Consider the following 17,433-nt stretch of genomic DNA (forward strand, 5'->3'; position numbering starts at 1 on the left):
CCGCCGGGAACCGTTCCCACGACCTGAGGTTTCCGCAGCAGTCTGGAGTTCTGCCTGCGCCTGACTTGACTCCTACGCCACGACGTCGGTGTCGTTGTCGTAGACCGTGACCCGATAGGACACCGCCGGCTCCGGGGTGGCCGTGTGCAGCGCCCGGTGGACGAGCGTGCGGTTGTCCCACACCAGCATGTCGCCCTTCTCGAACGTCTGCAGGTGGATGTTCTCGTGCTCGTAGGTCCGGTCGAGCTGGCCCACCGCCTCGAGCAGCTCCGCCAGCAGGTCCGCCCGGTCGTTGCCGTCGCCGTCCTGGACGGACACGGTGAAACCCTCGCTGACGTAGAGGATGGTCTCGCCCGTGAACGGGTGCGTGACGGCGGTGGCGCCGGTCACCGGCGGGGTCTTCCCGTTGACCTCGTTGATGATCTCCGAGATCGGCCGGTAGACGTCGGTGGGCCGGATCTTGAAGTACCGCAGCACGCTGTGCGTCGCCGTGGTGGCCTTCACCGCCAGCTTCAGGTCCTCCGACAGCTTCTCGTAGGCGTCGGCCATGTTGATGAAGAACGTGCCGCGGTTCTGCGACGGCACCACCTGCGGGTAGATCAGCGTGAGGTCGAAGGGCCGGGGCATGAACTGGTAGTCGGAGTGCCAGAACTTCCCTGTCTTGGGCACACCGACCTGCCGGCCGTCGTCCTCCTTCACGTTGGAGGAGACGAACACCTCCTTGACCTGCGGGTGGTGGTAGACCGGCTCGTAGTACTCGGCCACCTCACCCATCCGCCTGCCCAGCGCGAGGAACTGCGCCGGGTCCAGGCCCTGGTTCTTCAGCACGGCGATCTTGTTGGTGTAGACGGTCTTCTTCAGCTCCGCGATGTCCTCCGCCGAAGCGGTCTCGGCGTCGAAGCCCTCGACGATGACGCCGAACTTCTTGCCGACCTGTGGGGAAATTTTCATGAGAAGTCCTCTAAATGATGGTTGGGAGCGATTAAAGATGGACTGTTCCGTCCTGCTGGGTTCCTACGATCGCCCATTCCCCTTACTCACTTCCGGGTGACGTCCTGCACGGAGACCGCATGAAAAACTCACATCGTCGTCCACACATCTTCACTGCGGTCTCGGGACAGTAGTCGTGATCAGCGCGGCTCCGGTTCCCCCGATTCCACGACTTTCGGCGAAACCCCTGGGAATTACCGGATACCTACCCCGCACTGACCGCGTGATTACCGGGGTACGCGGCCGGAGGGGTTATCCTTGCCGTGGCGAATCCCTGCGTTCCCAACACCTTGCCGAGAGGCTGCACATGACGTTGTTGATGACGGGCGGCGCCGGATTTCTCGGTCTCCACCTCGTCCGGGAGCACCTGCTCGCCGGCCGGCACGTCACCGTGCTGGCCGACCCGGACGACGTCCCCGCCCGGGAACGAGTCGAACGATTTCTCGCCGCGGACGGGGCGATCGGCAGGCTGCCGGCCCGGCTGCGCGACCTGCTGGCGGTGGTCGACGTGAACACCACGCACCACTCGCTCGGGCTGTCCCCCCTCCAGGAACGCGCGCTCGCGGCGCGGGCCACCGAGCTGTGGCACGTCCCCACGTCGGTCGTCCCAAGTGGACACGACACGGATGTGTGGCCCACCACGGTGAGCGGCACCGAGAACGTGCTCCGGTTCGCCGCGCGCCTGCACCCGGCCGCGCCGCTGCGCCATGTCAGCACCGCGTTCGTCGCCGGGCGGACGCGGACGGGCACGTTCCTCGAGCAGCACAGCGCCGAGGTGGCCGAGTTCGAGAGCTCCGCCGAGCGCGCCAAGCACATGACGGAGGGCCTGGTCCGGCGCTGGGCCAACCGGCACGGCCGCGGCGCGCTGATCGTCCGGCCGGGCATCCTGGTCCCCGGCCCACTCCCGGCCGACGCGCTGCCGGAGCACCCGCTGCGCGTGCTGGGCAGGACCATCGCGGGCATCGTCGCGCAGGCTCCGGCCCGGTCCTCCCGGCTGCTGCTGCGGATCTTCGCCGAGCCCCGCGCGTTCCTCAACCTGCTCCAGGCCGGGTGGGCGGCGCGGACCATGCTGCGCCTCGGCGAGCGGGTCACCGGCCCCGGCACGCACACCGTCCACGTGGTACATCCCACCGACACCCCGGTGCGCACGATCTTCCAGGCCATCGAGGACGTCCGGCGGGTGCGGCTGCGGATGACCCCCACGGAGCCGGCCGAGCCGACCCGCGCCGAGCGTGCCTTCTACGAGCGCGCGGCCGGGTTCCTGCCGTACCTGCACCACCGCAGGCGCTTCGACGACGCCGCGCTGCGCCGCCACGGCGTCGAGGTCGCGCCGCCCGCGGCGATCGATCGGGCCTACCTGCGGGACGTCGTCGCCGCGGACCTGTCGACCGGCTGGGGCCGGGGGCTCGCCGCGGCGGCGTGACCGGCTCACCGCCCCCGCGCCGCTGGTGCTCGCGCATCGGCCAGGCGTGGGAGGCGTGGACGATGGCCACGATGGAAATGGCCACGGTGGAATGGCCACGGTGGACCTGCGTGGGCGGTGTGGCCGGCGTCGCGGCCACACCGCCCATGCGGTGGACGATCAGGAGGCGGTCACCATCGCTCTCGGCTCGACGGCGCTCACCTGCCCGGCGCGGCTCGGGAGGTCGCCGCCGGCCCGGGGCGTGAACGCGCGCAGGCGCAGGCTGTTGGACACCACGAACACCGAGCTGCCCGCCATGATCAGGCCGGCGAGCATGGGGTTGAGCAACCCGCTCGCCGCGAGCGGGATCGCGGCGAGGTTGTAGGCGAACGCCCAGAACAGGTTGGACCTGATCGTGCCGAGCGTGCGGCGCGACAGGCGGATCGCGTCCGCGACCACCCGCAGGTCACCACGCACCAGCGTGAGGTCCGCCGCCTCGATCGCGACGTCGGTGCCGGTGCCCATGGCGAGCCCGAGGTCGGCCTGGGCGAGCGCGGCGGCGTCGTTGACCCCGTCGCCGACCATGGCCACCACGCGGCCCTCGGCCTGCAGCCGCTTGACCTGCTCGACCTTGCCGGCCGGCAGCACCTCGGCGATCACCTCGGTGATGCCCACCTCCGCCGCGACCGCCCTGGCCACGGCCTCGTTGTCACCGGTCAGCAGGATCGGCCTGAGGCCGAGCGCCCGCAGCTGCCTGACCGCCGCCACGCTGGTCGGCTTGACCGTGTCGGACACGACGAGCAGGCCGCGCGCCACGCCGTCCCAGCTGACCACGACCGACGTCCGGCCGGCCGCGGCCGCCGCGGCCCGCGCCGCCACCAGCTCGGCCGGCAGCTCCGCCGCGTCGGCCCGGCCGACGACCACCTCGTGACCGGCCACGGTGCCCCGCACGCCGAGCCCGGCCTCGTTGACGAAGTCTGTCGCGACCGGCAGGACGCCGACCCTCTCCTTCGCCCCGGCCGCGATGGCTCGCGCGATCGGGTGCTCCGAGGCGTCCTCGATGCCGCCGGCGAGCCGCAGCAGCTCGTCGCCCGTGACCCCGTCGGCCGGCACGACGTCCACGAGCGACATCTCGCCGGTGGTGACCGTGCCGGTCTTGTCCAGCACCACGGTGTCGACCTTGCGGGTGGACTCCAGCACCTCCGGGCCCTTGATGAGGATGCCCAGCTGCGCGCCCCGGCCGGTGCCGACCAGCAACGCGGTCGGCGTGGCCAGCCCCAGGGCGCACGGGCACGCGACGATCAGCACGGCGACCGCCGCGGTGAACGCCGCCGCGGCCGGGGCGCCGGTGCCGAACCAGTAGCCGAGCGTGGCCAGCGACAGCCCGATGACGCCGGGCACGAACACCGCGGACACCTGGTCGGCCAGCCGCTGGATCTGTGCCTTGCCGGTCTGCGCGTCCTCGACGAGCTTGGCCATCTGGGCGAGCTGGGTGTCCGCGCCGACCCGGGTGGCCCGCACGACCAGCCGGCCGCCGACGTTGACCGTGGCCCCGACGACCTCGTCGCCGGGCCCGGCCTCGACCGGTACCGACTCACCGGTGAGCATGCTCGCGTCGACCGCCGAGGAGCCTTCCTCGACCACCCCGTCGGTCGCCACCTTCTCCCCCGGCCGCACCACGAACCGGTCGCCGACCGCGAGCTCGGCGACCGGGATCGTCGTCTCGACCCCGCCGCGCAGCACGGCGACGTCCTTGGCGCCCAAGGACAACAGGGCCCGCAGCGCCGCCCCGGAGCGGCGCTTGGCCCGCGCCTCGAAGTACCGTCCACAGAGGATGAACAGGGTCACCCCGGCGGCCACCTCGAGGTACAGGTTGGCCTCGCCGGCCGTTCGCTCGATCGTGATGCGGAACGGGTGCTTCATGCCCGGCATGCCGGCCTCGCCGAGGAACAGCGTGTACAGCGACCAGAGGAACGCCGAGCTCGTGCCGACGGAGATCAGCGTGTCCATTGTCGCCGCGCCGTGGCGCAGGTTCGCGAGCGCGGCCTTGTGGAACGGGAACGCGCCCCACACGACCACGGGCCCGGCGAGCGCCAGCGACGCCCACTGCCAGTAGTCGAACTGGAACAGCGGGACCATCGCCATCGCGATCACCGGCACCGTGAGCACGGCGACGATGAGCACCCGGTCGCGGGCCGCGCGCAGCTCGGCGTCGTGCCCGGCCACCGCGTCGTCCACTTCGGACTCCTCGGCCTCCGGCGCGGCCGGCAGCTCCGCCGTGTAGCCCAGCTCCTCGATCGCGGCGACCACCTCGGCCGCCGACACCGCGGGCGGGTGCGACACCCTCGCCTTCTCCGTGGCGTAGTTGACGCTCGCGGTGACCCCGTCGAGCTCGTTGAGATGGTTCTCGATCCGCGCCGCGCACGACGCACACGTCATGCCGCCGACGACGATCTCCAGCTCACCGGTCCTCGCCGGCCGAACCGGCTTCGGCACCGGCTTCGCGGTGTAGCCGAGCTCCTCGATCGCGGCGACCACGTCCGCCTCCGACACCGCTGCCGGGTGGGTGACCCTGGCCTTCTCCGTGGCGTAGTTGACCGTCGCGTGCACGCCGTCGAGCTCGTTGAGGTGGTTCTCGATCCGCGCCGCGCACGACGCGCAGGTCATGCCGCCGATGAGCAGCTCGACCCGGTCAGCCGCCGTGGCCATGCGTCGCCCCTCCCGTGCCGCCGCCGACACCCGCGTCGGCGCTGTTGCCGCCCGCGAGGTTGATCTTCTTGGCCTTCTCGAACTCCGCCGGGGTCAGGCCGTGCGGCGGCGGGTTCGGGCCCCCGACGTCGACCGTGAACTCGGCGGTGCGCACCACACCCTGGTGCTGGAAGTCCAGGTACAGCCGGTACGGGCCGTAGGAGGGCACGGTCGTGAAGAAATCGATCTCCGGGCCCGGCTTGGTCTTCCCGTCGCCGGGCATGCCGTCCGGGTGGACGTGCAGGTAGGCCATGTCCCCGTCGCGCAACGCCACCAGGTGGCCGTAGGCGGCGAGGTAGGGCTCGAGGTCCGTGACCGGCCGGCCGGCCCTCGACACGCGCAGCGCGAGCTTGCTGACCTTGCCGGGCACGAGCTTTCCGCTCAGCGTCACGGTGTAGCCGTCGACGGTCGCGGTGTTCGACGGTGCCGGCAGCGCCTTGGGCTGGTAGTCGCCGGCCACCGAGATGTCCGCGCCGAGCGTGGTGGGGTGGATGCCCCAGGCCGGGAAGAAGTCGGCGAAGATCCGGTACTCGCCGGCGTCGGCGAACGTCAGCGGGATCCGCCAGGTGCCGTCGGCGCCCAGGTTCGGGTGGACGTGCTGGAAGTTGGACAGGTCGTGCCGCGCGACGATCAGGTGCAGCAGCTTGTCGTGCTGCGTCTTGTACTGCAGCAGCGGCTTGCCGTCCCGTTCCTGGACCTGGAACGCGAGGGTCTGCCGCTTGCCCGCCTGGAAGGTGTCGTCGAGCACCTTCAGCGTCATGCTTTCCTGGGAGATCATCAGGCCGCCGGGGCCCTCCTCCTCGGCCGGCGCCGCCGTCGCGGCCGCTGCCGGCGCGGGTGCCGGGCCGACCACCCGACCGACCACATAGGAGCTCGCGAACACCAGTATCAGGGCGAGCACGAAAGCCCCGAGCTTGGTCACCGTCTTCATGAATACCGTCCCCTGTGGACAAACAAAGATGGGAAATCGCCTGAACACGAACTGTCAGAACGATACGCGGGAGGGGTATACGGGTCCATAGCGCGCGGAAGCGGGTATACGCAGAATATGGCGCAGATATAGAAACCGGTAAACCGTCACGTCCCGGCCGGGAATTTATCCCGTACAAAGTGTTCCGGCGACCGCGGCTCGACCGGGGAATGGGTGTGCGGTGACCGGACGATGACCGCGCCGTACTCCGCGCGGCCCGGTCAGCTCCGGTCCGACGGCGGGGCGGCGCTCGGCAGCTGGACGTGCACCCACGCACCGGGGTAGGTGCTCGCCCGGTCGGGTGGTGGGTCGTGGATCCACGCGCGCCCGCCGTTCGCGTGGGTCAGCTCTCGCACGATGGCCAGGCCCAGGCCCGTGCCGCCGGAGTCGCGCACGCGGGCCTCGTCGAGCCGGGTGAAGCGGTCGAACACCTGGTCGCGCTGGTCGGCGGGGACGCCCGGGCCGTCGTCGGCCACCACGAAGTCGACCACGCCGTAGGCGTCGCCGAGGTGGACGGCGACGCGGTGCCCGGCGTGCCGGACGGCGTTGTCGAGCAGGTTGCGCACCACCCGGGTCAGCTCCCTCGGGTCGGCACGGACCCGGGCCGGGCCGACGCCGGCCGCGTCGATCGTGCGGGTCGTGGCCTGCCGGGCGCGGGCTATCTCCGCGTGCACGAGGTCGTCGAGGTCCACGTCGCGCTGGGTGCGGAAGGACTGGTCGGGGTCGTCGAGGCGGGCCAGCGCGAGCAGGTCGTCCATCAACGACTCCAGCCGGCGCAGACCGGACATCAGCACCGGCCCGACCTCGGTCCACGGCGCGGTCTCCGGATGCCGGATGGCGTTGTCCACCTGGGCGGTGATCGCGGTCAGCGGGCTGCGCAGCTCGTGCGCGGCGTCGCCGACGAACCGGCGCTGGGCGTTCGACGCCGCCTCGAGCCGGCTCAGCATCCGGTTCAGGGTGGTGGCCAGGCGGTGGACCTCGTCGGCGGAGGGCGGCAGGGCGAGCCTGCGGTGCAGGTCGGTCGCGCTGATGTCGTCGACCTCGCCGCGGAGCCGGTCGACCGGCCGCAGGGTCCTGGCGGTGAGCACCCAGGTGGTCAGGGCCAGCACGCCGACCAGCGTGGACATGCCGAGCGCGAGCCCCGTGCGCAGGGCCGCCATCGTGCGTTCCTGCTGGGCGAGCGAGGCCGCCACGACGATCGTGGCGGGCCGGCCGCCCATGGTCGTCGGCGCGGTCACCACCCGGTAGGCCGTGCCGTCGCCGATCGGCAGGTCGGAGCGGGTGACGGCGCCACCGGTCAGCAACACGGCCGGCAGCGGGTTGGTCATCATCGGCTCGTTGCCGACCAGGTCGGCCCCGCTGGCCAGCACGTTGCCGGCCGCGTCCAGGATCTGCACGGCGCTGATGTCCTCGCCGGTGTTGGGGATCGGGCCGGTGACCTTGCCGCCCTCCGCGAGGATGGCGACGTCGTGGGCACGCTGCCGGGCCACGTCGTCGACCGAGGCCTGCAGGGAGCCCTGCACACCGAACAGGATCAGCACCGAGAGCGCGGTCACGCTGATGCCGAAGATCAGCGTCGCGGCCAGGGTCAGCCGGGCACGCAGCGAGCGCCGCTGCCACCAGCCGACCGGTCCGTGCCGCATGCCCATGAGCCAACCGTAGGACGCGGCCGCTGTGCGGAGCCTGAGAGTGGCCGGTTTCTCGCCGGTTCTCATCGTCCTCTCATCCGCTCTCACCGTCGTGCCAGTGGGTCGGGGGCAGGCTCGCGGCATCCGGTGAGAGCCACCGGATGACCTCAGGAGGAGATAGTGAACACAAGCAAGAAGATGGTCCTCGCCGCCGCGGCCGCTGTCGCGATCGGTGGCGTGGTCGGCGGTACGGCGTTCGCGTCGGCGTCCACCCCGGCCAGCACCCCGGGGGTGCCGGCGGCCCCCGCCGTGCAGCAGGCGCCCGCCCCGGCGGCCGCTCCGGACAAGGCCGAGCCGGGTGACACCCCGGACAAGGCCGAGAAGGCCGAGGCCCCGGATGCCGGTGAGTCCACCGGTCCGGACAAGGACAACGTCCAGCACGAGGCGACCGGCGACGAAGGCAACCACGCCGACGAGCCGGCGGCCAAGTAGCGAGCCGCACGCTGCCCGGGCGGGCCCGTCGCGAGTTCGCGGCGGGCCCGCTCTCACGACGGTTGCCCTGTGATACCGACTCGCTCGCAAGCTCGCTCTCAGCGTGTCCTCATTTTCGACGGGCACGATGGCCGTATGCGGGTACTGCTGGTCGAGGACGACCCGGACGTCGCCGAGGCGGTGCGACGCGGGCTCGCCGCCGAGCACGTCGGAGTGAGCGTCGAGCGCGACGGAAGGTCCGGGCTGGAGTCCGCCTGTACCGGTCACTACGACGTGGTCGTGCTGGACATCGCGCTGCCGGCGCTGTCCGGCTACCGGGTGCTGGCCGAGCTGCGGCGGCGGGACGTGTGGACCCCGGTGCTGATGCTGACCGCCAAGGACGGCGAGTACGACCAGGCCGACGCGTTCGACCTCGGCGCGGACGACTACCTGGTCAAGCCGTTCTCGTTCGTGGTGCTGCTGGCCCGGCTCCGCGCGCTGGTCCGCCGCGCCGCGCCGCAGCGCCCGGCCGTGCTGACCGCCGGCGACCTCACCCTCGACTCCGCCACCCGCCGGGTGAGCCGCGGGCTCACGGCGATCGAGCTGACCCCGCGCGAGTTCGGGCTGCTGGAGTTCCTGCTCCGGCACGCCGGCCGGGTGCTGACGAGGACCGAGATCCTGCACGGCGTGTGGGACGCCCACTACGAGGGCGACTCCAACGTGGTCGACGTGTACATCCGCTACCTCCGACACAAGATCGACAAGCCCTTCGACCGCACCGCCCTCGAGACCGTGCGCGGCGTCGGCTACCGGCTGGCCAAGGACGGCGGCTGAGCCGGGCGGGAGCGGTCCACACATGCCACCGATCGCACGGTTGGCCGGCGATTCCGTTACACGGGCGGCTGCTCGGTAACGCGTAGCTGTTCCTGATGAAACGAGTTGGAAACAGTCAACCGGTCAACTTGTGGCAGTCGTCGGCACCGCCGTTCCGGGGTGGACCGCCGACGGTCTGGTCTCTGATCGCAGCAGTGCAGGGAGGCAAACCCGTGCCCGAGGTTCTGTTCCGTGTGCGCTGGCCGGACGCGTCCGAACAGCGGTGCTACTCGCCCTCGACCGTGGTCGAGGACTTCTTCTCAGCCGGCACCTCCTATCCGGTGGCGGAATTCGTCGACCGGAGCAGGAAGGCACTGTCGGCGGCGTCGGAGCGGGTGCGCGGGATCTACGGTTACGGCTGCTCGCAGGCCCTCGCCCAGCTCGCCGAGATCGAGCACACGGCCGCACGGTTCACCGGCGAGGGCGCGAGCGTGCGGTTGCTGGAGTTCGAGCGATGAACGCGGAGCTGGCCGGCTCGCACCGCTCGGTCGTCGTCGTCGGGGGTGGTCAGGCCGGCCTGTCGATGAGCTACTGCCTCACGCGGGCCGGCGTCGACCACGTCGTGCTGGAACGGGACCGTCCCGGCGGCGAGTGGCGGAACCGGCGCTGGGACACCTTCTGCCTGGTGACCCCGAACTGGCAGTGCCAGCTGCCCGGTTTTCCTTACCAGGGCGAGGATCCGGACGGTTTCATGGTGCGCGACGACATCGCGCGCTACATCGAGGACTACGTGAAGTCCTTCGATGCCCCGCTCGCCGAGGGGGTGACCGCGACCCGGCTTCGGCAGGACGCCGACCTCGGCTTCAGGATCACCACGACCGCCGGTGAGCTGACCGCCGACCAGGTCGTGCTGGCGACCGGCCCCTACCAGGTGCCGCTGAAGCCACGGATGGCCGAGCGCCTGCCGGCGGGCATCACGCAGCTGCACTCCTCGGAATACCGCAACCCCGGCCAGCTTCCGCCGGGCGAGATCCTCGTGGTGGGCACCGGCCAGTCCGGTTGCCAGATCGCCGAGGATCTCCACCTGGCCGGCCGCCGGGTGCATCTCGCGGTGGGCAGCGCACCTCGCGTCGCCCGGTTCTACCGCGGCCGGGACGTGGTGGCCTGGCTCGAGGACATGGGCTACTACCGGCGCGGCATCGACCAGTTCGCCGACGCCGACGCCGTTCGGTTCCGTGCCAACCATTACGTCACCGGACGCGACGGCGGCCACGACATCGACCTGCGCGCGTTCGCCCGGCAGGGCATGCGGTTGCACGGCAGGCTCACCGGCATCGACGGCGCCAGGCTGCGGTTCGCGGACGACCTCAAGAAGAACCTGGACGGCGCCGACGCGGTCTCCGAGGGGATCAAGGACTCGATCGACGACTACCTGGCCGCGGCGGGCATCGACGCGCCGGCCGAGGAACGGTACGTGCCGGGGTGGGAACCCCGCACCGGACCGTCCGAAGTGGACCTCGAGGCGGCGGGGATCACGTCCGTCGTGTGGAGTACGGGATTCGGCCGCGACCACCGGTGGATCGAGGTGCCCGTCTTCGACGGCCGCGGCTATCCCACCCACGACCGGGGGGTCACCAGCCGCCCCGGCCTGTACTTCATCGGCCTGCCCTGGCAGTACACGTGGGGTTCCGGCCGGTTCTGCGGCGTGGCGGCGGACGCCGAATATCTCGCCTCCTATATCCAGACCGTGCAGTCCGTGGCCAAGCCGGGCGCCGGAAGTGAAGTGCACTGGATCGCCGGAACTCCCGACAGCACCTTCCCCAGCGATGAATACTGGACCGCCCCCCGAACGGTCGCATAGGGGAAGCGTTCACGTATCCGAAACATCGGAAACGTCGATTTGTTCTCGATTACATCATTTCGACATGAGTTATGGACAGGATTCCCTCATGGCTGACCGAGGCATCTCTGATGCGCACCGACATATCGGTGTCATGCCTGCTTACCCGTTCTACGGGGGCCCCGCGGTACGACCCGACGTCAACGCGCGTTCGACCATAGCCGAGCTGATTTCGGATCTCGACGCCGAAGGCACCGAACGGGCGCTCGTCATTCCGAACTACGGCGTGCCCGATCCCGAGGTCGCCTTCTCCTTCAACGAGCTCTGCGTCGAGGCGGCCGCCCACGACGACCGGATCCGCGCGGGGTTGTGGGTCTCGCCGCTCCCCCGCGACGCGGAGCGGACCGCGAGCGCGCTGGCGCTCGCCGGGGAACCGGGGGTCCGGGCACTCAAGCTCAGCTTCCTGCTCGGCGGGCGGGCGGCCGCACCGGAGTGTCGCGCGGGGCTGGACGCCATCTTCGCCGCGGCTCGCGAGCACGACCTGGTGGTACACGTGCACACCTCGCCCGGTGCCGCCTCGGACATCGACGAGGTCGGGCAGCTGGTCGAGTCCTACGGCGACGACGTCGCCCTGCACCTGGTGCATTTCGGCGGCGGCATGAGCGGTCACATCAAGCTCATCGGGACCCGGTTCTTCGACTGGATCGAGGCCGGCAAGCGGGTCTACACGGACCTGTCCTGGTCGATCGGCTTCGCGCCCCGCTGGCTGGCGCAGGAGATCGACCGGCGCGGCGTCGGCCACGACCGCGTCCTGTTCGCCAGTGACGAGCCATGGGGCGACCACGCCGGGGAGTACGCCCGGCTGCACGCCGCGGCCGGCGCCGGGGAACTGGCGGAGCTCGCCTTCCGCGGCACCTTCGAAAAGCTCTACGGATGACACCGTAGTGGAAACAACATCCTGTCAAACAAAAGAGGAGCATGCGTGTCCGAGTTGACCGAGACCGAGCAGACGAGCCTGAACGAAATCCCGCACCCGTCTCTCCCGGAGGGCTCCAGCCTGTACGGCGGGACCAAGGTTTTCCCGGATTACCAGGCGGACCCGGGCCAGTCCTATTTCACGCTGGTGCACGGTATCGCGCACGAGTCGTCGGTGAGTTTCGTCGCGATTCTGCAGGCGACCCGCGCGCTGCGGAAGGGATTCGAGACGGCGATCTACTTCTATGGGCCGGGTGCGATGAACGCCATGGCGACCCGGGGCTTCCCGACCACCGGGAACTCGGCGTTCCCCGGCGAGCACAACATCAACGACCAGCTGAAGACCTTCATCAAGGAGGGCGGCAAGGTGTTCTGCTGCCGGTTCGGTCTTTCGCTGCACGGGCTGCGGGAGGAGGACCTGATCGAGGGCGTCATCCCGACCCACCCGCTGGACGTGCAGGACGCGCTGATCCACTACGCCCGCAAGGGAGCGATCATCAACTCCACCTACATGTGGTAGCCCTGTCGACTTCGCCTCTCCCTGGAACGTGGGCTTCCGGACACCCCGGACCTGGTACGTCCGGTGTGCCCGGAAGCCCGCGCCAATTGCCGCAGTAAACCCTCCACCAGAAGGCCCGGCGGACCTGAGTTGCCTCTCCCCCGCCGGGCGCGGGCGTTGGCCGCGACAACTCCGATTCTACCACGACGGTGGCACCGGGCGGCCGCGCTGAATCTCTCTCACCCTATGAAGGGAAACACAGTGCCGCCAATCACCGTAATCTTCGTCGTCTCCGGACTGGCTGTATGGCTAAATGGTCTCGCGTTTCTGGGTATTGGTACGAAAGGGGCGGACTACGGTCCGAACCCGCTGAAGACCGTCGGCTGGGTAACCCTGCTCGCCGGCATCGTCGACGGCGTGCAGGCGGCCGTGATCATCGCCAGGGCGCCGGACGAGGTGGGCATTCCGCTCGCGGGCATCGTGACGTTCTACGCGACCTTCTTCACCGCGCTCGGCGTGACCCTGATCAAGGGGCTCGACCTGCAACCGGTCGGCAACCTGGCCGTTCCGGTGGCGATCGTGCCGCTGCTCTGGTGGAAGTTCTTCGACGGCAGCTGGATGCTGCAGTCGATTCTGGTCGTGTGGTTCATCGCATTCCTCTCGGTGGCCGCGACGACGTACGGCAAGCTGCCCGGAAAGGTGCTCGGCGCGATCCTCACCATCACTTCTCTTTACACGTTCCTCGCGCCGGCCGCCCTGCTCGCGCTCGGCAAGCCGATTCCCTGATAACGGAGGTTCACCGGCCGGGGCGGGCGTTACGATGCGTCCGCCCCGGCGCACGTCTCGTCGTGAAATGTCTCCGTAACACCACTAACCCAGCCGTATTCCGGATGTCACGAAGCAGAAATACCCCTTGTGTTCACTGAAATTCAAACCGTCTCGAGGAGTGGTCGTGCGCGCTGACACAGATGAGCAGGCAGAGGCGACACTTGCCGCCCGGGTGGATCTCGCCGTGCAGGGAGTTCGCTGGGACGCCCCGGTGCGACGCAGCAAGGGCGCCGGCCCGAGCGATGACGGACATGTGGTGATCGACGGCGCCAACGCGGCGCTGCCCCTGAACCCCGAGAGCCCCTACACCATCCGGGACGGACGGGTGTTCAACGACCGGCTCGACCTGGGGCTGTCCGTCGAACCGGTGGCCCGGCCCAGGTTCTACGACCTGACGACCGCCGATGGCGTGCCGTACCAGCAGATCGCGCTGCTGCACGGCCGGGACGTCCTGGCCACCACGGTGGTGCAGACCTGCATCCGGTACGCCGAGGACCAGCGGTGCCGGTTCTGCGCGATCGAGGAGTCACTGCGGGCGGGTTCGACCGTGGCCGCGAAGACGCCCGCGCAGCTGGCCGAGGTCGCCGAGGCCGCCGTGCGGCTGGACGGCATCAGGCAGATGGTGATGACCACCGGCACCACCGCCGGACCGGACCGTGGCGCGCGGCATCTCGTGCGTTGTGTGCGGGCGGTGCTGGCCGCGGTGCCGGGCCTGCCGATCCAGGTGCAGATCGAACCGCCGGGCGAGCTGTCCGTGCTCGCCGACCTGCACGAGGCGGGCGCGACCTCGGTCGGGATCCACATCGAGTCGCTCGACGACGAGATCCGGCGGCAATGGCTGCCGGGCAAGTCGACGGTCCCGCTGGCGGAGTACGAGGCCGCCTGGGACGAGGCGGTGCGGGTGTTCGGCCGCAACCGCGTGTCGACCTACCTGCTGATCGGTCTCGGCGAGGACCCCGACGACCTGGTGGCGGGTGCGGCCCGGCTGATCGACCGCGGCGTGTACCCGTTCGTGGTGCCGATGCGTCCGATGCTCGGCACGCTGGCCAGGCGCGACGGTGCCGAGACCCCGCCGCCCGCGCTGGTCGCGGACGTCACCGGCCGGGTCGCCCGGTTGCTGCGGACGGCCGGGATGACCGGGGCCGACCAGGGCGCCGGGTGCGCGGCCTGTGGTGCGTGCAGTGCGTTGAGCGCGGCGGGAGGCTGACCGTGATTCCCGATGTGCTCACCTTGCTGGGTGATCCGGCGAGCGTCGCGCGGCAGCCGGCGTTCCGGATCGAGCAGGCCACCGACACCGCGACGCTCGCGGCCTACCACGCGGTGCGCCGCGAGGTGTTCGTGCACGAGCAGGGCCTGTTCGCCGACCACGACCGGGACGCCCGCGACGACGACGCGCGCACCGTCGTCCTGGTGGCCCGCGACCGGGAGGGCACCGTCCTCGGCGGCGTGCGGCTCGGACCGGTCGACGACGGCCCGGATCTCGGGTGGTGGAACGGCGGCCGGCTGGTGGTGCGGGCGGCGAGCCGCGGCCGGATCGGCCCGGCGCTGGTGCGGGCGGCCTGCGCGTACGCGGAGAACGCCGGCGTGCTGCGGTTCGAAGCCACCGTGCAGGCCCGCAACGAAGCCTTGTTCACCACGCTGGGCTGGGCGCCGATCCGGCCGGTGACCGTGGCCGGGACACCCCACGTGCTGATGCGCTGGCCGATCGGGCGGATCGCCGCGCTGGCGAAGGCCACCAAGAGCGACCTCGGCGGGCTGCTGGGCGGGCTGACCGGGGTGCCGGGGTTCGTCGGCGACGACGGCGTTCCGGTGCCGGGCAGCGATCTCGTGGCCGCGTGCGACGCGATCCTGCCGTCCATGGTGGAGCGTGACCCCGAGTGGGCCGGCTGGTGCTCGGTCCTGGTCAACGTCAACGACCTCGCCGCGATGGGCGCCGAACCGGTCGGGCTGCTCGACGCTCTCGGCGCGCGGGACCGTTCCTTCGCCACCCGGGTGCTGGCGGGTCTGCGGCGGGCGAGCGAGGCGTACGCCGTGCCGGTCCTCGGCGGGCACACGCAGCTCGGGGTGCCGGCGAGCCTGTCGGTCACCGCGCTCGGCCGCGCCGCGGACCCGGTGCCGGGCGGGGGCGGCAAGCCAGGGGACCGGGTCTGGCTCACCGCGGATCTCGGCGGCCGATGGCGGCCGGGATACGCCGGGCGGCAGTGGGACTCCACGACGTCGAGGCGGACTCCCGAACTGCGTGCGATGCTCGGCGCCGTCGCGCGGGCCCGCCCGGCGGCCGCCAAGGACGTGTCCATGGCCGGCACCGCCGGGACCCTGGGCATGCTCGCCGAAGCCAGCGGGTGCGGCGCGGTGCTGGAGGTGGCGGAGGTGCCACGCCCGGCCGGGGCGACGGTGGGCGACTGGCTCACCTGCTTTCCCGGGTTCGCGATGCTCACCACGGACCCGCTCGACGCCGGGCCCGCCGTGAGCGCCGAATGCGGGGAGCTGGTCGCGGGCAGCGGCGTGACGCTGCGCTGGCCGGATGGAGAACAGACCCGGGTGATCGACGCCGGGGTGACGGGATTGGGCCGTTCATGACCACATTGAGAATGGCCGCGGTGGCGGCGCCGTTCGACCGCGACCTCGAAGCGGACATCGCGCGGATCTCGCGCCTGATCGACCAGGCGCGGGCCGACGGGGTCACGCTGCTGGCGCTGCCGGAGGCCTGCCTGGGCGGCTACCTGGCGAACCTCGACGGCGGCGCGGAAGGGCCGCCGGCCCTGGCCGTCGACGGACCCGAGATCCGCGGGCTCGCCGCGCTGGCCGGCGACCTGGTGGTGACCGCCGGGTACTGCGAAGAGGCGGACGGCCTGCTGTACAACAGCGTGGTCTGCGTGAGCGGCGACGGCGTGCTCGGCAACCACCGCAAGGTCCACCAGCCGCTGTCCGAGGACGCCACCTACCGGGCGGGCAAGGGGTTCGCCGCGTTCGACACGCCGGTCGGCCGGCTCGGCATGATGATCTGCTACGACAAGGCGTTCCCCGAGTCGGCGCGGTCCCTGGCGCTCGACGGCGCGGAGATCGTGGTCTGCGTGTCGGCGTGGCCCGGTAGCCGCACCCATCCGGCGGCGGACCTGGCGCAGGACCGGTGGACGCGCAGGTTCGACCTGTTCGACCGGGCCCGGGCGTTGGAGAACCAGATCGTCTGGCTCTCGGCGAACCAGTCGGGCGTCTTCGGCGACCTGCGGTTCGTGGCCAGCGCCAAGGTGGTCGACCCCGGCGGCGAGATCATCGCCGGCACCGGGGTCGCCGAGGGGATGGCCGTCGCGGAGCTCGACGTGCCGCGGGCGCTGGAGGCCGCGCGGCGGTCCATGGGACACCTGGGTGACCGGCGGCCCGACGCGTATCCAGGCCTGGGTGGCGGCGAGCCGGAACTAGCCGTGACGAGATACTGAGACATGGGTTTGACGCGTATCGGTGCGGTGGCCGCGCATTTCGGCCGGGACCTCGATTTCGACCTGCAGCGCATCGCCACGCTGATCGACCACGCCCGCGGTTCGGGCGTCTCGCTGCTGGTGCTGCCGGACGCGGCGCTGGGCGGCTACCTGGCCGACCTGCGGCATCCGGACACGGAGGCGCTGCCACCGGCGTTGGCCGCGGACGATCCGTATCTCAAGGAGGTCTCCTCGCTCGCCGCCGAGATGGTGGTGTGCGTGGGCTACTGCGAGGCCGACGGGGAGGAACGGTACAACGCGGCGGTCTGCCTGAGCGGGGACGGCGTGCTCGGCCGGCACCGCAAGGTGCACCAGCCGCCGGGTGAGGTGGCCGCGTACTCGGCGGGAGAGTCGTTCGCCGCGTTCGACACCCCGGCCGGCCGGGTCGGCATGCTCATCGACTACGACAAGACCTTTCCCGAGTCGGCGCGCAGCCTGGCCCTGGACGGGGCCGAGATCGTGGCCTGCCTGTCCGCGTGGCCGACGAGCATCACCAACCGCGCGCCGCGGATGACCCAGGACCGCCAGTCCCGGCTGTTCGACCTCTACGACCAGGCCAGGGCCGCGGAGAACCAGTTCGTGCTGGTCTCGTCGAACCAGACCGGGGCGATGGGCGGGATGCGCTTCCTCGGCCAGGCCAAGGTGGTCGGTCCCGGTGGCGACATCCTGGCCCGCACGTGGAGCAAGGCCGGGATCGCGGTGGCCGAGCTGGACGTGGCCGCCGAGATCGCCAACGCCCGACGGGTTCTGCGGCATCTCGATGAGCGGAAACCGGAGACGTATCGTTGAGAAT

General features: G+C 70.9%; 16 protein-coding genes. 12 read left to right on the top strand and 4 right to left on the bottom strand.

The annotated features are described in order from the left end of the window. Positions 1 to 72: 72 nt before the first annotated feature. A complete protein-coding gene (gene scoE / locus VGD70_RS19100) occupies positions 73 to 951 on the bottom strand; it encodes a (3R)-3-[(carboxymethyl)amino]fatty acid oxygenase/decarboxylase (RefSeq protein WP_331083137.1) in 879 nt (292 codons plus the stop codon). Between the two features lie 346 nt (positions 952 to 1,297). Between scoE and VGD70_RS19105 the strand changes: the two genes are divergently transcribed. Further along, positions 1,298 to 2,413 (top strand): SDR family oxidoreductase, encoded by a 1,116-nt coding sequence (locus VGD70_RS19105; RefSeq protein WP_331083139.1) that lies wholly within the window; start codon positions 1,298 to 1,300, stop codon positions 2,411 to 2,413. 159 nt (positions 2,414 to 2,572) lie between these two features. On the opposite strand, the gene VGD70_RS19110 is transcribed toward VGD70_RS19105, so the two are convergent. From VGD70_RS19110 to VGD70_RS19120, 3 genes are all read right to left on the bottom strand, one after another. Further along, complete coding sequence (locus VGD70_RS19110; RefSeq protein WP_331083141.1) at positions 2,573 to 5,101, bottom strand: heavy metal translocating P-type ATPase; 2,529 nt, start codon at positions 5,099 to 5,101, stop codon at positions 2,573 to 2,575. Next, positions 5,085 to 6,071: a hypothetical protein gene (locus tag VGD70_RS19115; RefSeq protein WP_331083143.1), complete on the bottom strand. Its 987-nt coding sequence runs from the start codon at positions 6,069 to 6,071 to the stop codon at positions 5,085 to 5,087. Before VGD70_RS19115 ends, VGD70_RS19110 begins: the two co-directional genes overlap by 17 nt. A gap of 260 nt (positions 6,072 to 6,331) precedes the next feature. Continuing rightward, positions 6,332 to 7,759: a HAMP domain-containing sensor histidine kinase gene (locus tag VGD70_RS19120; RefSeq protein ID WP_331083145.1), complete on the bottom strand. Its 1,428-nt coding sequence runs from the start codon at positions 7,757 to 7,759 to the stop codon at positions 6,332 to 6,334. A 159-nt stretch (positions 7,760 to 7,918) separates the two neighbouring features. Here VGD70_RS19120 and VGD70_RS19125 point away from each other — a divergent pair, with 159 nt between their 5' ends. The 11 genes from VGD70_RS19125 (at position 7,919) to VGD70_RS19175 (ending at position 17,429) form a co-directional block, all read left to right on the top strand. Then, complete coding sequence (locus VGD70_RS19125; protein WP_331083147.1) at positions 7,919 to 8,230, top strand: hypothetical protein; 312 nt, start codon at positions 7,919 to 7,921, stop codon at positions 8,228 to 8,230. A gap of 135 nt (positions 8,231 to 8,365) precedes the next feature. Next, positions 8,366 to 9,043 carry a response regulator transcription factor gene (locus VGD70_RS19130; protein WP_331083149.1) on the top strand — a complete coding sequence of 226 codons (678 nt, stop codon included), beginning with the start codon at positions 8,366 to 8,368 and terminating at the stop codon, positions 9,041 to 9,043. A 212-nt stretch (positions 9,044 to 9,255) separates the two neighbouring features. Beyond that, entirely contained in the window at positions 9,256 to 9,540 is a 285-nt protein-coding gene (locus tag VGD70_RS19135; RefSeq protein WP_331083150.1) for an MSMEG_0570 family nitrogen starvation response protein, read from the top strand. Further along, the gene (locus VGD70_RS19140; RefSeq protein ID WP_331083152.1) at positions 9,537 to 10,883 is read left to right on the top strand and encodes an MSMEG_0569 family flavin-dependent oxidoreductase; all 1,347 of its coding nucleotides are present in this window, start codon (positions 9,537 to 9,539) and stop codon (positions 10,881 to 10,883) included. Before VGD70_RS19135 ends, VGD70_RS19140 begins: the two co-directional genes overlap by 4 nt. 133 nt (positions 10,884 to 11,016) lie before the next feature. Continuing rightward, entirely contained in the window at positions 11,017 to 11,799 is a 783-nt protein-coding gene (locus VGD70_RS19145; RefSeq protein ID WP_331083154.1) for an amidohydrolase family protein, read from the top strand. Between the two features lie 45 nt (positions 11,800 to 11,844). Further along, positions 11,845 to 12,357 carry an MSMEG_0572/Sll0783 family nitrogen starvation response protein gene (locus tag VGD70_RS19150; RefSeq protein WP_331083156.1) on the top strand — a complete coding sequence of 171 codons (513 nt, stop codon included), beginning with the start codon at positions 11,845 to 11,847 and terminating at the stop codon, positions 12,355 to 12,357. A 240-nt stretch (positions 12,358 to 12,597) separates the two neighbouring features. Next, positions 12,598 to 13,122: a hypothetical protein gene (locus tag VGD70_RS19155; protein ID WP_331083158.1), complete on the top strand. Its 525-nt coding sequence runs from the start codon at positions 12,598 to 12,600 to the stop codon at positions 13,120 to 13,122. Positions 13,123 to 13,288: 166 nt separating this feature from the next. Then, the gene (locus tag VGD70_RS19160; RefSeq protein ID WP_331083160.1) at positions 13,289 to 14,371 is read left to right on the top strand and encodes an MSMEG_0568 family radical SAM protein; all 1,083 of its coding nucleotides are present in this window, start codon (positions 13,289 to 13,291) and stop codon (positions 14,369 to 14,371) included. A gap of 2 nt (positions 14,372 to 14,373) precedes the next feature. Then, positions 14,374 to 15,744 carry an MSMEG_0567/sll0787 family protein gene (locus VGD70_RS19165; RefSeq protein WP_331083161.1) on the top strand — a complete coding sequence of 457 codons (1,371 nt, stop codon included), beginning with the start codon at positions 14,374 to 14,376 and terminating at the stop codon, positions 15,742 to 15,744. Next, positions 15,741 to 16,601, top strand: coding sequence for a carbon-nitrogen hydrolase family protein (locus VGD70_RS19170; protein WP_331083163.1), 861 nt, complete (start codon positions 15,741 to 15,743; stop codon positions 16,599 to 16,601). Before VGD70_RS19165 ends, VGD70_RS19170 begins: the two co-directional genes overlap by 4 nt. Before the next feature lie 3 nt (positions 16,602 to 16,604). Beyond that, on the top strand, positions 16,605 to 17,429 hold the full coding sequence (locus VGD70_RS19175; protein ID WP_331083165.1) for a carbon-nitrogen hydrolase family protein: 825 nt from the start codon (positions 16,605 to 16,607) through the stop codon (positions 17,427 to 17,429). Positions 17,430 to 17,433 lie beyond the last annotated feature (4 nt).

This window comes from Actinophytocola sp. (genome assembly GCF_036402745.1).
GTDB lineage: Bacteria > Actinomycetota > Actinomycetes > Mycobacteriales > Pseudonocardiaceae > Actinophytocola.

Coding starts and splice junctions, on each gene's coding strand:
- VGD70_RS19140 (WP_331083152.1), top strand. CDS start 9,537: ATGAACGCGGAGCTGGCCGGCTCGCACCGCTCGGTCGTCGTCGTCGGG.
- VGD70_RS19130 (WP_331083149.1), top strand. CDS start 8,366: ATGCGGGTACTGCTGGTCGAGGACGACCCGGACGTCGCCGAGGCGGTG.
- VGD70_RS19120 (WP_331083145.1), bottom strand. CDS start 7,759: ATGGGCATGCGGCACGGACCGGTCGGCTGGTGGCAGCGGCGCTCGCTG.
- VGD70_RS19145 (WP_331083154.1), top strand. CDS start 11,017: ATGCCTGCTTACCCGTTCTACGGGGGCCCCGCGGTACGACCCGACGTC.
- scoE (WP_331083137.1), bottom strand. CDS start 951: ATGAAAATTTCCCCACAGGTCGGCAAGAAGTTCGGCGTCATCGTCGAG.
- VGD70_RS19175 (WP_331083165.1), top strand. CDS start 16,605: ATGGGTTTGACGCGTATCGGTGCGGTGGCCGCGCATTTCGGCCGGGAC.
- VGD70_RS19170 (WP_331083163.1), top strand. CDS start 15,741: ATGACCACATTGAGAATGGCCGCGGTGGCGGCGCCGTTCGACCGCGAC.
- VGD70_RS19110 (WP_331083141.1), bottom strand. CDS start 5,101: ATGGCCACGGCGGCTGACCGGGTCGAGCTGCTCATCGGCGGCATGACC.
- VGD70_RS19115 (WP_331083143.1), bottom strand. CDS start 6,071: ATGAAGACGGTGACCAAGCTCGGGGCTTTCGTGCTCGCCCTGATACTG.
- VGD70_RS19105 (WP_331083139.1), top strand. CDS start 1,298: ATGACGTTGTTGATGACGGGCGGCGCCGGATTTCTCGGTCTCCACCTC.